The organism is Micromonospora jinlongensis (assembly GCF_013410645.1).
GTDB classification, from domain to species: Bacteria; Actinomycetota; Actinomycetes; order Mycobacteriales; family Micromonosporaceae; genus Micromonospora; species Micromonospora zamorensis.
Map to the genome: position 1 here is coordinate 2,599,951 of NZ_JACCHK010000001.1, position 14,498 is coordinate 2,614,448.

Here is a 14,498-nt window from a genome sequence, read left to right on the forward strand (position 1 = left end):
CGCAACCCCGGGCGGCCTTAAGGTACGGGCATGTCCGTAGACGGGTGGAACACGGTCCTGGTGCTCGGCGGTACCCGGTCTGGCAAGTCCGAGTTCGCCGAGTCCCTGGTCACCGACGCGCCGGTGGTCCGCTACGTCGCCACCGCGCCCGAGGGCGACCCGGAGGACACCGAGTGGGCCACCCGGCTGGCGGCGCACCGCGCCCGGCGACCGGGCAGCTGGACCACGGAGGAGACCACCGAGGACCCGCGCCGGTTGGCCGACGTGCTCGCATCCGCCGAGCCGAACGAGACGCTGCTCGTCGACGACCTGGGCGGCTGGGTGACGGTGCTGCTCGACCCGGACCACCAGCCCGCCGACGACGTGGCAACGATCGCCGAGCTGGCCGAGGCGCTGCGCGGCTGCGCGGCGCGGGTGGTGCTGGTGAGCCCCGAGGTGGGGCTGTCGTTGGTGCCGACCACCCCGCTGGGCCGGGCGTTCACCGACGCGTTGGGCGCGGCCAATCGTGCCGTCGCCGACGCCTGCGACGCGGTGGCGCTGGTCGTCGCCGGTCAGCCGGTCTGGCTGAAGCCGGCCGCCACCACGATCGCCCAGTCGGCTCCCGCCGCCACGCCGGCGGCTTCGGCCAGCGTCACCGCGCCGCCCCTCGCGGGCCTGGCCGACGCCGAGCCCACCCCCGAGGTGCAGCTGCCCGACGTGTTGACGCACGCGCCGCCGGCCGCCCCGAACCAGGAGCCCGGCAACCCCTGGGCCGCACCGACCATGGCACTGCCGATGGTGGCCACCGGGCTGGTCATCCAGCCCGGCATGGAGCTGCCGATGCCCGACGAGTACACGGGCCCGCAGGCGGTGGACCGGCTGGCCACGCTGGACGTACCGGGCGCCGGGCTGGGCGTGCTCGACCGGGTGGTCGGCTTCGCCGCCGGCACCCAGGGCACCTCGACCCCCCGCGCCTGGAGCTCGGTGCGGGTGTTGCTGCTGCACGGCGACCACGCTGGCGGCGGGTCGGCCGGCACCGTCGCCGGTGAGTCGGCCCGCCGGGCCGCGCAGGCCCGCGCGGGCAAGGGCGCGTTGGCGCGGCTGGCCGCCGAGAGTGGCGCCAGCCTGCAGGTGGTGGACGCCCCGGCCTCCGCCCCGATGGAAGACCAGCCGGCGCTCTCGCCCGATCAGGTGGAGTCCGCGCTGCGCTACGGCTGGCGGCTGGCCGAACAGGCGGCCGACGCGGGCGTACAGCTGCTGGTCCTGGGGGCGTGCGGAGCCGGCACGGAGGCGGCGGCCGCGGCGGTGCTCGCGGCGACGGCCGGCGCGGAGCCGCCCGCCGTGCTGGGCCGGGTGATCACCGACTCCGGCGAGATCGACGACGCGGCGTGGATGATCCGCTGCGCGGCGGTACGCGACGCCCTGCACCGCACCCGCCGCTCGTCGCGGGGTGCCAAGGACATCCTGGCCGAACTGGGCGGCGGCGACGTCGCGGTCGCCACCGGCGTGCTGCTCGGCGCCACCGCGCGCCGGGTGCCGGTGCTGCTCGACGGGCCGGTCGGGGTGGCCGCCGGCATGGTCAGCCGCGACCTGGCCGGGCAGGCCCGGCACTGGTGCCTGCTCGCCGACCACGGTGGGCACCCGGCGGTGCGGCTCGCCGCCGACGTGCTCGGCCTCACCCCGCTGCTCGATCTGCGGATGGATCTCGGTGAGGGCGCGAACGCGCTGGTCGCGCTCCCGCTCCTGCGCTCGGTGCTGGCGCTGTCGGCCGCGCTGCCGGTCCACCCGTCCCTCGGCGGCGACGACGAAACGGACCCGGCCGCCGACGAGCCGCAGTCCACCGACCCGAGCTACCCCGACGTGAACGACCCGTACGTGAACGACACCGACCCGGACCTCGCCGAGCCCGACTTCGCCGAGCCGGAGCCGGCCGGGCCGGGCCCGGCCAGCACCGGGGCGGACGAGCAGCCGGCGTCGGGCTGGCGTGCCGGCTGAGTCGCGGTTCCTCGCGGGCACCCGGCTCGCGCTCACCACGTTCACCACGCTGCCGGTGCGCGCCGGACGGATCGACCGCCCGGTGGCCGGCACCGCGATGGCGCTCGCCCCGGCGGTCGGCGCGCTGCTCGGCGCCCTGCTGGTCGGCGTGCTGCTGCTGACCGCCGCTGTCGCTCCCCCGCTGGTGGCCGCCGGTGTGACGGTCGGCGCCGCCGCGCTGCTCACCCGAGGGCTGCACCTGGACGGGCTCGCCGACACCGTGGACGCGCTCGGCTCGTACCGGAGGGACGCGGCCGCGCTGGAGATCATGAAGAAGCCGGACGTCGGCCCGTTCGGGGTGGTCGCCCTGGTGGTCGTACTCCTGGTGCAGGCGGCGGCGCTCGCCGAGCTGGCGGGGCGGTCCTGGCCGGCGTGTGTCGCGGCGGTGGTCACGGCGACCGCCGCCGGGCGGCTCGGCGTCACGGTGGCCTGCCGGCGGGGAGTGCCGGCGGCCCGGCCAGACGGGCTCGGCGCGCTCGTGGCCGGCACCGTCGGCCCGCTGGCCCTCGCCGTCGGCGCGGTCGCCGTCGCGCTGCTGGCGGTCGGCGCGGTGCCGGACCGCCCGTGGCAGGGGCCGCTGGCCGTGGCCGTCGCGCTCGCCGTCGCGTTACTGCTGCTGAACCACGTGGTACGCCGGCTCGGCGGGATAACCGGGGACGTTCTCGGCGCGACCGTCGAGGTGGTCACCACGCTGGTCTACCTGGGTCTGGTGCTGTCCGGCTGAACCGGGCGCGGCAGGCCGGGTAGCGTTCGGCTCGACAGCACCGGCACGGCCACCGGGGGAACCAGAAATGCTCATCACGGACGACTTCCTGCCCGTACCGGTGCCGGAGTCGCTCAGCGCGACCTACCTGGTGCCGATGGCGGGGCTGCCGAAGGTCAGCGCGAAGACCGCTGTGGCGGCGCTGACCGGCCGGCTGGCCGAGCCGGTCCACGGGCTGGCCAGGCAGATGCTGGACAGCCCGCTGATGAGCGTCGACACCCGGCCGATCACCGAGTTTCCCGAGCTGCCACCGGACCTGCTCACCGCGTTCGGCGCCACCGAGGAGCAGCTGGCCCGGCTGGCCGCGGCGACCCACCTGGTGGTCGTGCAGGCCGAGTACCGGCCGGGTTGGCCGCCCGCGCACGAGTGGGCGGCCCGGGCGGTCGCGGCTGCCGTGGCGGAGTCCGTCGACGGCGACGTGGTGGACGTCTTCGGCCTGCAGTTCCTCGACCCGGCGACCGCGTTGCGCTCACTCCCCGACGAGCAGGGTCGCATCCGGCTGGTCGACTGGGTGCTGGTGCCGTACTCGTCGGACACCGAGGGGCTGTGGTTCACCACCAAGGGGCTGCGCCGCTTCGGGCTGCTGGAGTTGCAGACCCAGGGGGTGCCCGACCACCTCACCCGCGCCTGGGGTGCGGTGATGACCGGGGCGGCACGTCGGCTGCTGCGGGACTGGACCGACGGGCTCACCGGCGAGGAGGTGCCGGCGTTCGTGCAGCTTCCGGTGCTCGCCACGGTCACCGGTCACGACATCGCTGTCGCGTACGGCAACCCGGAGCAGCACGGCGCGACCGCCCCGGTGCTGCTGCGCCTGGAGCTGGACCCGGCGACCGACCCGGAGGCCGACTCGTTCCTCAGCCTGCGCCCACCGGCCGGGCACCCGGGCCCGGACGGGCGCTACTACGCCGCCGCCTGCGCGACCCTGTTCTCCGGGATCCAGCCGGACGTGCGCTACGCCCGCTCGGGTGACGCGATGAGCCGGGCGGTCGCCACCGCCCGGGCCGCGCTGGGTGACGCGCGCGCCCGTTTCGTCGCCGGCCACCTTCCCGCCGAGTCGCAGCTCGTGGTCAAGTACGGCCTGCCCGGCGACGATGGCCCGGAGTACGTCTGGGCGGGCGTCACCTCGTGGGAGGCCCCGGAGCGGATCGTCGGCGTGAGCGCCAGCGACGCCAACACCGACCCGTCGGTCCGCATCGGCGCCCCCGTCGTGGTGGAGGCGACCGACGTGGTCGACTGGGCCGTCCTGGACGCCACCGGCGTCATCGAAGGCGGCTGGACCCAGGCCGTCCTGGACTCCGGCGAACCTCCAACCCCGTCGCGCTGACCCACCCCCGCACCCCACCCACCCACCCACCCACCCACCCGGTTGATCATGGGGTTGACGGGGGTGTTGATCTCTCAACAGCCCGTCAACCTCATGATCAACGCTGGGAGGGCGAGAGGGCTGGGGCGAGGCGTGAAGGGGTTATTTCACTGAGGGGGTTACGAAGGGGGGTTTCGTCAGCTTCAGGGGGGCTCGGCGGCCTCTGATGTCGATCTCCACCTCGTCGCCGTCGGCCAGGTTGGCGTCGGTGTTCAGGAGGGCCAGCGCGATGCCCTGCTTCCTCGTCGGGCTGAAGGTGCCGCTGGTCACCTCACCGACCTGGGTGTCTCCCACGTGCAGGGTCATCCCGGGCCGCGGGATCGCGCGGTCGACGGCCACCAGGCCGCGCAGCGTACGCCGGGGGCCGGTGGCCTTCTCGGCGAGCAGCGCGTCGCGGCCCCAGAAGGCCGGCTTGTCCCAACCGACCGCCCAGCCGGAACGGGCCTGCACCGGGCTGATGTCCAGGGACAGGTCCTGCCCGTGCAGCGGGTAACCCATCTCGGTACGCAGCGTGTCCCGGGCGGCCAGGCCGCAGGCCCGCAGCTCGAACGCCTCGCCTGCGGCGAAGAGCGCGTCCCAGACGGCCACGGCGTGCTCCGCCGGCACCACCAGCTCGTAGCCCAGCTCGCCGGTGTAGCCGGTGCGGCAGACGGTCAACTCCATCCCGGCCAGGCTCGCGGCGGAGAAGCTCATGTAGCCGTGCTCGACGGGCAGGTCGAGGGCGGCCAGCAGCTCGGCCGAGCGGGGGCCCTGGACGGCCAGCACGGCGTACGCCTCGTGCTCGTCGGTGACGGTGACCTGCGCGGGCGCGGCGGCGCGCAACCGGCGCACCACCTCGGCGGTGTTCGCGGCGTTCGGGATGAGGAAGACGTGGTCGTCGGCGTACAGGTAGGCGATGATGTCGTCCACCACACCACCGGTGGCGTCGTCGCAGCAGAGCGTGTACTGCGCCCGGCCGGGGCCGATCCGGCCCAGGTCGTTGCTGAGGCAGGCGTTGACGAAGTCGGCCGCGCCGGGGCCGCTCACCCGGGCCTTGCCCAGGTGGGACACGTCGAAGACCCCCACCGCGGTCCGCACCGCGGTGTGCTCCTTGAGCACACCGCCGCCGGCGTACTCCAGCGGCATCTCCCAACCCCCGAAGGGGGCGAACTTGGCGCCGGCGGCGGTGTGCCGCTCGTGCAGCGGGGAACGACGCAGCCGGGTCGCGGCGGCGTCGGAGGTCACGTCGGTCATGGGTGGCAACTTACCGGGGGCAACGTGGCTGGTTAGCATCGGCGGGAACCCGCTGGCGCTGTCGGCGGGACAGCCATGACGTCCGGCGGGTAGGTTCCGCCGGAGACCTTCACCGCCGGTACGCCACGCCGCGACCGGCCCGGCCCGCCCGGAGTAGCTTCAGTGACATCACCCCGCACCACCAACCTGAGCCTGGTCGACACCGACCCGGCCGAGCTCGCCGTCGACGCGATCGTGATCGGCGTGCACAGCCAGACCGGAGAGCAGGGCGCCACCAGCGGCCTCGCCGGCACCCTGCTGCTCGCCAGCGGCGCGGAGAGCATCGCCGTCGCCTTCGACGGCAAGCTGACCGAGACCCTCGCGCTGCTCGGTGCGACAGGTGGGCCGGGTGAGGTCGTCAAGCTGGCCACGCTGGGCACCGTGACCGCGCCGCTGGTCGTCGCGGTCGGGCTCGGCCCGGAGCCGTCGGGTGCCGCCCCGGCCCCGGAGACGCTGCGCCGGGCCGCCGGCACGGCGGTCCGGGCCCTGGCCGGCGCTCCGAAGGTCGCCCTGTCCCTGCCACTGCCGGACGACGCGGACGCGTCGGCGGAGCTGCGCGCGGTCGCCGAGGGTGCGCTGCTCGGCGGGTACCGGTTCGCCGGCTACAAGACCCGCCCGCAGCCGACCCGGCGGGAGCCGGTCGCCGAGGTGCTCATCGCGGTGCCGGACGCCGGTGACGCGGGCGCCCAGGCGGAGGTCACCCGGGCGCTGGCGGTGGCGGGCGCGGTCCGGACCAGCCGGGACTGGGTGAACACCGCTCCGAACGAGCTGCGTCCGCCGTCGTTCGCCGACGCGGTCGCCGACGCCGCCCGTGCCGCGGGCCTCGGCGTCGAGGTGTTGGACGAGGCGGCGCTGGCCGCCGGCGGGTACGGCGGCATCGTCGCGGTCGGGCAGGGCTCGGAGGCCCCGCCGCGGCTGGTGAAGCTCACCTACACCCCGCAGAGCGGCGGCAACGGCAAGCGGGTCGCGTTGGTCGGCAAGGGGATCACCTTCGACACCGGCGGCATCTCGATCAAGCCGGCGCAGGGCATGTGGGAGATGAAGTCCGACATGGCGGGCGCCGCCGCGGTCGGCGCGGCCATGCTGGCGATCGCCGCGCTGAAGCCGGCGGTGGCGGTCAACGCGTACCTGCCGATGGCGGAGAACATGCCGTCGGGCACCAGCTACCGGCCGGGCGACGTGATCACCATGTTCAACGGCAAGCGCGTCGAGGTGCTCAACACCGACGCCGAGGGCCGGATGGTCCTCGGTGACGCCATGGCCCGCGCCTGCGCGGACGGCACCGACTACCTGTTCGAGACCTCCACCCTGACCGGCGGCCAGGTGATCGCGCTGGGCAAGCGGATGGCCGGCGTGATGGGCACCCCGGAGCTGTGCGACCGGGTCCAGGCCGTCGGCGACGCGGTCGGCGAGCCGGCGTGGCCGATGCCGCTGCCCGACGACGTGCGCAAGGGCATGGAGTCCGACGTGGCGGACATCTCGCAGGTCAACGCCGGCATGGACCGGGCCGGTCACATGCTGCAGGGCGGGGTGTTCCTGCGCGAGTTCGTGACCGACGACGTGGCCTGGGCGCACATCGACATCGCCGGGCCGGGCTACCACTCGGGCGAGCCGACCGGCTACTGGACCAAGGGCGGCACCGGTGTCCCGGTCCGCACCCTGGTGCAGCTCGTCGAGGACGTCGCCGCCAACGGCTGATGATCCGCCGACCCGGGGCGTCCTCCTCCTGGAGGGCGCCCCGGTCGCGTTCAGTGCTGCTCGGGGCGACGTTTGCGGCGCTCGTTGAAGTCGCGCATCCGCTGCGGGTAGCCCATCAGCCGGACGTCGTACACGGGGATGCCCATCCGGTACGCGAAGCGCCGGGCGCCGTCCGGGCCGTCGATGCGCCGGCGGGTCCACTCCCCGTCGTCGGCGATCAGGATGACCGTGGTCTCCGTCACCGTCGTGCGCGGCTCGATGTACGCCTCGACGCCGCGCCGACTGCGGATGAAGTTCTCCAAATGGTCCAGATCGCCGCGACTGGCAGCGCGGTCATGGCTCGGCACAGCCGTCTGTTTGCGGCGCCGGAACAAGCCCACCGGATCTCTCCCCCATGTTGCGTCATCGACGACGGTGCCAAGGGTACGTGTCGATGACGTGTCGTTGGGCACCTCGGTACGCACCCTGTGCCCAGTGGTGACAAGATGACCGAGGTGGGGTGTGTCCGTGTTACACCTCTGTGACCCCCGATGCAGCGACGCGACCTGGGAGTTGGACGTGAGCGAGCCGAACGAAGCGACCTTCGACATTGTCATTCTCGGAGGTGGCAGCGGCGGCTACGCGACCGCGCTGCGCGCCGCCCAGCTGGACCTCTCCGTCGCGCTGATCGAGAAGGGCAAGCTCGGCGGGACCTGCCTGCACAACGGCTGCATCCCGACGAAGGCGCTGCTGCACGCCGCCGAGATCGCCGACCAGGCCCGCGAGTCGGAGCAGTTCGGCGTGAAGGCCGAGCTGATCGGCATCGACATGGCCGGGGTCAACTCGTACAAGGACGGTGTGATTTCCCGCCTGTACAAGGGCCTGCAGGGCCTGGTGGGCGGCTCGAAGAACATCACCTTCGTCGCGGGCGCCGGCAAGCTGGTCGGCAAGAACGTGGTCGAGGTGGACGGCAAGCGTTACACCGGCCGCAACATCGTGCTGGCCTCCGGCTCGTACGCGAAGAGCCTGCCGGGCCTGGAGGTCGACGGCGAGCGGATCATCACCAGCGACCACGCGCTCACGATGGACCGGGTGCCGTCGTCGGTGATCGTCCTCGGTGGCGGTGTGATCGGCGTCGAGTTCGCCAGCGTGTGGAAGTCCTTCGGTGTGGACGTGACGATCGTCGAGGCGCTGCCCCGGCTGGTCGCCGCCGAGGACGAGGAGTCGTCCAAGGCGCTGGAGCGGGCGTTCCGCAAGCGGAAGATCAACTTCAAGGTCGGCAAGCCGTTCGAGAAGGTCGAGAAGACCGAGAGCGGCGTCAAGCTGACGATCCAGGGCGGCGAGACCGTCGAGGCGGAGCTGCTGCTGGTCGCCGTGGGTCGCGGCCCGAACACCGCCAACCTCGGGTACGAGGAGCAGGGCGTCAAGATGGACCGCGGCTACGTGCTGACCGACGAGCGGCTGCGCACCAGCGTGCCGAACGTCTACGCGGTCGGCGACATCGTGCCCGGCCTCCAGCTCGCGCACCGCGGCTTCCAGCAGGGCATCTTCGTCGCCGAGGAGATCGCCGGGCAGACCCCGGCCGTGATCGACGAGGTCGGCATCCCGCGCGTCACCTACTGCGACCCGGAGCTGGCGTCGGTGGGCCTCACCGAGGCCAAGGCCAAGGAGCAGTACGGCGCTGACAAGGTCAAGACGTACAACTACAACCTGGGTGGCAACGGAAAGAGCCAGATCCTCAAGACCACCGGCTTCGTGAAGCTGGTCCGGGTCGAGGACGGCCCGGTGGTCGGCGTACACATGATCGGCGCCCGGGTGGGTGAGCTGATCGGTGAGGCGCAGCTCATCTACAACTGGGAGGCCTACCCGGCGGAGGTCGCCCAGCTCGTGCACGCCCACCCGACCCAGAACGAGGCCCTGGGCGAGGCGCACCTGGCCCTCGCCGGCAAGCCGCTGCACTCGCACGCCTGATCATCCACAACCGCGGCGTCCGGCGACGGGCGAAGATCCCACCAGGGGAATGAAGGAGTCTCAGAAAATGCCGGTATCGGTCACCATGCCCCGGCTCGGCGAGAGCGTCACCGAGGGCACCGTCACGCGCTGGCTCAAGCAGGAGGGCGACACGGTCGAGGTCGACGAGCCCCTGCTCGAGGTCTCCACCGACAAGGTCGACACCGAGATCCCGTCACCCGCTGCCGGCGTGCTGAGCCGGATCGTGGTCGGTGAGGACGAGACCGCCGAGGTCGGCAGCGAGCTGGCTGTCATCTCCGGTGAGGGCGAGTCGACCGGCGGTGGCGAGGCCGCCGGTCAGGAGCAGGCCCCGACCGAGGAGGTCGAGCCGGCCGCCGAGCCGACGGCCGCCGCCGAGGGCACCGCCGACGAGGTGGCCCAGGACGAGGCCCCGACCGAGGCGCCGACCGAGACGCCGGCTCCGGCCGCTGCTTCCTCGGGCGAGGGCACCGCGGTGAAGATGCCGGCCCTGGGTGAGAGCGTCACCGAGGGCACTGTCACCCGCTGGCTCAAGCAGGTCGGCGAGACCATCGAGGTCGACGAGCCGCTGCTGGAGGTCTCCACCGACAAGGTGGACACCGAGATCCCTTCGCCGGTCGCCGGCACTGTGCTGGAGATCAAGGTCGCCGAGGACGAGACCGCCGACGTCGGCGCCGACCTGGCGATCATCGGCGTTGCCGGTGCGGCCCCCGCCGAGACCAAGCCCGAGCCGAAGCCCGAGCCGAAGGCGGAGGCCAAGCCGGCGCCCAAGGCCGAGCCGAAGCCGGAGCCGAAGGTCGAGGAGCCGACCCCCGGCATGTCGTACAACGAGCCGGCCGCGGAGACTGAGAGCTCGGCGCAGCCGGCGAAGACCGAGCAGGCCTCGCAGCCTGCCGCGCCGTCCTCGACGCCGCCGCGTCCGTCCGCCCCGGTGCAGGGTGGCGGCGAGGAGGCCGCCGGCTACGTGACCCCGCTGGTGCGCAAGCTGGCCGGTGAGCACGGCGTCGACCTGTCCTCGCTCAACGGCACCGGTGTGGGTGGCCGGATCCGCAAGCAGGACGTGCTGGAGGCCGCCGAGAAGGCGAAGGCCGCCAAGGCCGCTCCCGCCGCCGCACCCGCGCAGGCCACCGCACCGTCGGCGGCCCCGGCCAAGCCGGCCGCGAAGCCGCAGCCGAGCAGCAAGCGGGGCACCACCGAGAAGCTCCCCCGGATCCGCAAGGCCATCGCCAAGCGGTTGCACGAGTCTCTGCACGAGATGGCGCAGCTGACCACGGTGGTCGAGGTGGACGTCACCCGGATCGCCAAGCTGCGGGCGCAGGCGAAGGACTCCTTCGTGCAGCGGCACGGCGTGAAGCTGTCCTTCCTGCCGTTCTTCGCGCTCGCCGCCATCGAGGCGCTCCAGACGCACCCGATCGTCCAGGCCAGCATGGACCTGGAAGGTGGCACGATCACCTACCCGGCGGCCGAGCACCTGGGCATCGCCGTGGACACCGAGCGGGGTCTGCTGACGCCGGTCATCCACAACGCCGGGGACCTCAACCTGGGCGGCATCGCCAAGCGGGTCGCCGACCTGGCCGAGCGGACCCGGACCAACAAGATCAGCCCGGACGAGTTGGCCGGGGCGACCTTCACGCTGACCAACACGGGCAGCCGTGGCGCGCTCTTCGACACCCCGATCGTGCCGTCGCCCCAGTCGGCGATGCTCGGCACGGGTGCCGTGGTCAAGCGGCCGGTCGTGGTCAACGACCCGGAGCTGGGCGAGGTTGTCGCGGTCCGGTCGATGGTCTACCTGGCCATGTCCTACGACCACCGGCTGATCGACGGCGCCGACGCCGCTCGCTTCCTGACCACGGTCAAGGAGCGGCTGGAGGCCGGCAACTTCGAGTCGGAGCTGGGCCTGGCCTGATCTGCCTGCAACGCCGAGAGGGCGCCCCGGTCGTCGACCGGGGCGCCCTCTCGTTTGCGGTCCTCAGCCCTTGAGCAGCGCGGTCGAGACCTTCCAGAGCCGCTCGGCGGCCTCCGGGTCCAGCGCGTACGCCGCGACTCCCGTCCGCCCGCCGGGCTGGGCGGGGGCGGCCTCCTGACAGTCCTCGAAGTAGCGCCCGCCCACACCGTCGAGCAGTGGCGACGCGGCGACCAGCACCGAGGTGGCGGCGCCCTGTTCGACGGTCTTCCAGGCCGCCGCGTTGCCGGAGCGCATCCGGTCCAGCTCCTCCTTGCTGACGTAGCGCTGGAGGTTGGTCTGGATCGCGCCGGGCATCAGCGAGTTGGCCGTGATGCCGTCGTCGGCCCAGAGCCGGGACGCCTCGACGGCGAACAGCACGTTGGCCGTCTTGGACTGCCCGTACGCCTGCCACGGCTCGTACTCCCGGTGGTCGTACTGGATGTCCTCGAAGACCACCGGTGAGCGCAGGTGGGCGGCGGAGCTGACCGAGACGATCCTGGCCCCGTCGCCGGACGCGAGTGCCGGGCGCAGCCCGGTGGCGAGCGCGAAGTGCCCCAGATGGTTCGTGGCGAACTGCATCTCCCAGCCCTGCGGGGTGCGGGACAGGGGCGCGGCCATGATCCCGGCGTTGTTGACCAGGATGTGCAGCGGTCCGTCCCAGTTGGCGACGAAGTCGGCGATCGAACCCTGGTCAGCGAGGTCGAGCGGGGCGACCAGGACGCGGTCGTTGCCGGTGGTCCCGGTGATGTCGTCGGCGGCCTTGTGGCCGGCGTCGGGGTTGCGGACGGCCAGGGTGACCTCCGCGCCGGCGCTGGCCAGGGCGCGGGCGGTTTCCACGCCGATGCCGGACGACCCGCCGGTGACGATCGCCCGCCGCCGGACGAGGTCCACACCCCGGATCACGTCCATGGCCGTGGAGGTATGGGCGAACGAGGTGGTGATCGGGTTGTTCGTCGTCATGATCCATCCTTGTCCAGGGTGGGTCGGACCGACCGGCCCGCTGCCGGAGGCGGTAGTCCCGGTGTTTTCCCGAGCCGGACCGGAGGTAACGCCGGACACCGTCGCCATCGCTGTTCGGGCCTCCGAGCAGGCCGGACGCTGCCAGAGTGGGATCGTGGGCGGCTACCGGCGGGGTGGACAACTGGGACCGGCCGTCCCGATTGCTCCCGGTGCCCGGGTGGACAAGTTCGAGGTCTTCTTCGACCTGGTCTTCGTCTTCTCGTTCTTCATCATCACCCGGGCGACCGCCGCCAACATCTCCGGCCGGCAGCTGTTGCACGCCGGCCTGGTGCTCGCCGTGCTCTGGTGGATCTGGGTGGTGCACAGCCTGGTGGCCACCCGGGTCCGGCTCGGCGAGGGCTACGTCCCGGTGCTCATGGTGATCGCAATGGTCGCCCTGTTCGCGTTCGCGCTGGCGCTGCCGCAGGCGTTCAACGACCCCAAGGGGAGCGCCGCCGGCCCGATGCTGGTGGCCATCAGCTACGTCGTGGTCCGGGCCGTCCACATGATCCTCTACCAGCATGTGGTGCGGGACAGCCCGCAGGAGCGGCGGCAACTGCGGCGCTTCGCCCCGGAGCTGGCGGTGAGCATCGTGCTGCTGCTGGCCGCCGCGCTGATTCCGCCGCAGATCACCGACCCCGACCAGGCCGCCATGGTCCGGGACGCGTTGTGGATCACCGTGGTGGTGGTGCAGTACGCCACCGGCTTCATCGTCGGTACCTGGGGCTGGGGGGTGACCAGCGCCGAGCACTGGACGGAGCGTTACGACCTCATCCTGATCATCGCGCTGGGCGAGTCCATCATCTCCACCGGGGTGGGCGGCAATCTGCTCGGCAAGCCGGTGACCTGGTCGGCGGTGGCTGCCGCGGCGCTCGGCATCGTGGTCACCGCCGCCCTGTGGTGGGCGCACTTCGACTTCATCGGGCCGGCCGCGCGGATCGCCCTGCACGCGGCGGAGGGTGGCCCCCGGGTGGCCATGGCCCGCGACGCGTACGCGTACCTCTACCTGCCGATGATCGCCGGGGTGATCCTCTTCTCCATCGGCAACGAGGAGGTTCTGCACAAGATCACTGACCCGGCCGGCGGGCTCGCCGAGAAGGTCGAGGGACCGGCCGTGCCGATGCTCTTCGGCGGGTTGATCTGCTACTTCGCCGTCAACCTGTTGTTCCAGCTGCGCACCCTGCACACCGTCAGCTGGACCCGCGTCGGCGTCATCGTGGTGCTCACGGCGGCCCTCCCGGTCGGTCAGCACCTGCCGGCGCTGGGCGCGCTCACCCTCGCGACCGTGATCTGCGTGGCGCTGGTGGCCGTGGAGGTGATGGTCATGTCGGATTCCCGGCACGCGTTGCGCTCCGCCGTCTTCCAGGAGCGGACCACCCACGAGGCCCACGAGGCCGCCTGGCGGGCGCGCTGGCACGACGTCCGGGAGACCGACGAGCCGACCACGCCGTGATCGGTTCGGGATAGACTCCGGCGCAGCGTCGCGGTGTACCCGGCACGAAGGCCGCCGTGGGCATGGAGGCGCGGGGACAGCATGGGACAAACGTGCACCCGACCGGTTCACCGGCCGACCGGCTCGCCGCCGTCGGCAATCAGATGATCGAGATCCACCTCTGGCTCAGCGCGGAACTGGCCCGTCTCCGGGCAGGCCTCGACACCCCGTCCCGCGATCTGCGGGCGCACTGCCTGACCTTCTGCGCCGCACTCGGCCGACACCACACCGGCGAGGACGCGGGCGCGTTCCGGCTGCTGGCCGAGCAGGTCCCCGAACTACGCCCGGTCATCGCGAACCTGATCACCGATCACGAGGTGGTGGCGGGGATCCTGGAGCGGGTCGAGGCGCTGCTCGGCGGCGACACGGCGGTGCCCCTCGCCCAGGTGCGCGGCGAGCTGGACGGGTTGGCCGCCCTGCTGGAGTCGCACTTCCGTTACGAGGAGAAGCGGTTGGTCTCCGCGCTGAACGCGCTCACCGGCCGACCCGGGACGGCCGAGGAACTCCTCGGTCTGACCGTGCCTCCGCAGGTCACCGACTGACGGCCGGGCCGGACCGGGTGGCGGTGGGCTGCTCGGCCTCCGGCGCCGGCCCGGGCAGCCGCTCGTAGAAGCGGATCTTCTCCCGGAGGTGCTCGTACTGGCGGCTCAGCAGGAGCATCTGCTCCTCGACCCGAGCCGCGTGCTGTTTCAGCAACTCCCGCCGCTCGTCGACGGTGTGCTCGCCCTCCCGGGCCAGCTCCGCGTAGCGGCACATCTGAGCGATCGGCATCCCGGTGTCGCGCAGGCAGCGGAACAGCACCAGCCAGCCGAGGTCGTCGTCGGTGAAGACCCGCTGACCGCCCGTCGTCCGGCCCACGTCGGCGAGCAGGCCGATCTTCTCGTAGTAGCGCAGGGTGTCGAGGCTGAAGCCGCTGCGGCGGGCAGCCTCCGCGGGGGCGTAACCGCTCATGTCGAGATCGTAGTGCTTGACCTGGAGCGCACTC

Annotated in this window: 12 protein-coding genes; 8 read left to right on the forward strand and 4 right to left on the reverse strand. The window is 72.7% G+C overall.

Going from position 1 to position 14,498, the window contains the following annotated elements; all coding sequences use genetic code 11:
* The first annotated feature begins 30 nt into the window (after positions 1-30).
* The 3 genes from HNR22_RS11060 to HNR22_RS11070 all read left to right on the forward strand — a co-directional run bounded on the left by HNR22_RS11060 (position 31) and on the right by HNR22_RS11070 (position 4,100).
* Entirely contained in the window at positions 31-1,974 is a 1,944-nt protein-coding gene (locus tag HNR22_RS11060; RefSeq protein ID WP_179780280.1) for a bifunctional adenosylcobinamide kinase/adenosylcobinamide-phosphate guanylyltransferase, read from the forward strand.
* Positions 1,964-2,737, forward strand: coding sequence for an adenosylcobinamide-GDP ribazoletransferase (gene cobS, locus HNR22_RS11065; protein ID WP_179780281.1), 774 nt, complete (start codon positions 1,964-1,966; stop codon positions 2,735-2,737). The genes HNR22_RS11060 and cobS overlap by 11 nt, the downstream gene beginning before the upstream one ends.
* Positions 2,738-2,804: 67 nt before the next feature.
* Positions 2,805-4,100: a DUF2314 domain-containing protein gene (locus HNR22_RS11070; protein ID WP_179780282.1), complete on the forward strand. Its 1,296-nt coding sequence runs from the start codon at positions 2,805-2,807 to the stop codon at positions 4,098-4,100.
* A gap of 141 nt (positions 4,101-4,241) precedes the next feature.
* Here HNR22_RS11070 and gcvT read toward each other — a convergent pair whose 3' ends face one another.
* Complete coding sequence (gene gcvT / locus HNR22_RS11075) at positions 4,242-5,372, reverse strand: glycine cleavage system aminomethyltransferase GcvT (protein ID WP_179780283.1); 1,131 nt, start codon at positions 5,370-5,372, stop codon at positions 4,242-4,244.
* Positions 5,373-5,534: 162 nt separating this feature from the next.
* On the opposite strand from gcvT, the gene HNR22_RS11080 reads away from it, so the two are divergent.
* Positions 5,535-7,109, forward strand: coding sequence for a leucyl aminopeptidase (locus HNR22_RS11080; protein ID WP_179780284.1), 1,575 nt, complete (start codon positions 5,535-5,537; stop codon positions 7,107-7,109).
* A 50-nt stretch (positions 7,110-7,159) separates the two neighbouring features.
* On the opposite strand, the gene HNR22_RS11085 is transcribed toward HNR22_RS11080, so the two are convergent.
* Complete coding sequence (locus HNR22_RS11085) at positions 7,160-7,489, reverse strand: hypothetical protein (protein WP_179780285.1); 330 nt, start codon at positions 7,487-7,489, stop codon at positions 7,160-7,162.
* 178 nt (positions 7,490-7,667) lie between these two features.
* On the opposite strand from HNR22_RS11085, the gene lpdA reads away from it, so the two are divergent.
* Positions 7,668-9,059, forward strand: a complete 1,392-nt coding sequence (gene lpdA, locus HNR22_RS11090; RefSeq protein ID WP_179780286.1) for a dihydrolipoyl dehydrogenase — start codon at positions 7,668-7,670, stop codon at positions 9,057-9,059.
* Positions 9,060-9,126: 67 nt separating this feature from the next.
* Positions 9,127-10,983 carry a 2-oxoglutarate dehydrogenase, E2 component, dihydrolipoamide succinyltransferase gene (gene sucB, locus HNR22_RS11095; RefSeq protein WP_179780287.1) on the forward strand — a complete coding sequence of 619 codons (1,857 nt, stop codon included), beginning with the start codon at positions 9,127-9,129 and terminating at the stop codon, positions 10,981-10,983.
* Positions 10,984-11,046: 63 nt separating this feature from the next.
* On the opposite strand, the gene HNR22_RS11100 is transcribed toward sucB, so the two are convergent.
* The gene (locus HNR22_RS11100; RefSeq protein ID WP_179780288.1) at positions 11,047-11,982 is read right to left on the reverse strand and encodes an SDR family NAD(P)-dependent oxidoreductase; all 936 of its coding nucleotides are present in this window, start codon (positions 11,980-11,982) and stop codon (positions 11,047-11,049) included.
* A 154-nt stretch (positions 11,983-12,136) separates the two neighbouring features.
* On the opposite strand from HNR22_RS11100, the gene HNR22_RS11105 reads away from it, so the two are divergent.
* Complete coding sequence (locus HNR22_RS11105) at positions 12,137-13,474, forward strand: low temperature requirement protein A (protein WP_179780289.1); 1,338 nt, start codon at positions 12,137-12,139, stop codon at positions 13,472-13,474.
* A gap of 92 nt (positions 13,475-13,566) precedes the next feature.
* Positions 13,567-14,055 carry a hemerythrin domain-containing protein gene (locus HNR22_RS11110; protein WP_343059777.1) on the forward strand — a complete coding sequence of 163 codons (489 nt, stop codon included), beginning with the start codon at positions 13,567-13,569 and terminating at the stop codon, positions 14,053-14,055.
* Here HNR22_RS11110 and HNR22_RS11115 read toward each other — a convergent pair.
* Positions 14,045-14,464, reverse strand: coding sequence for a MerR family transcriptional regulator (locus tag HNR22_RS11115; protein WP_179780291.1), 420 nt, complete (start codon positions 14,462-14,464; stop codon positions 14,045-14,047). The two genes, HNR22_RS11110 and HNR22_RS11115, sit on opposite strands and share 11 nt — an antisense overlap.
* Between the last annotated feature and the right edge of the window lie 34 nt (positions 14,465-14,498).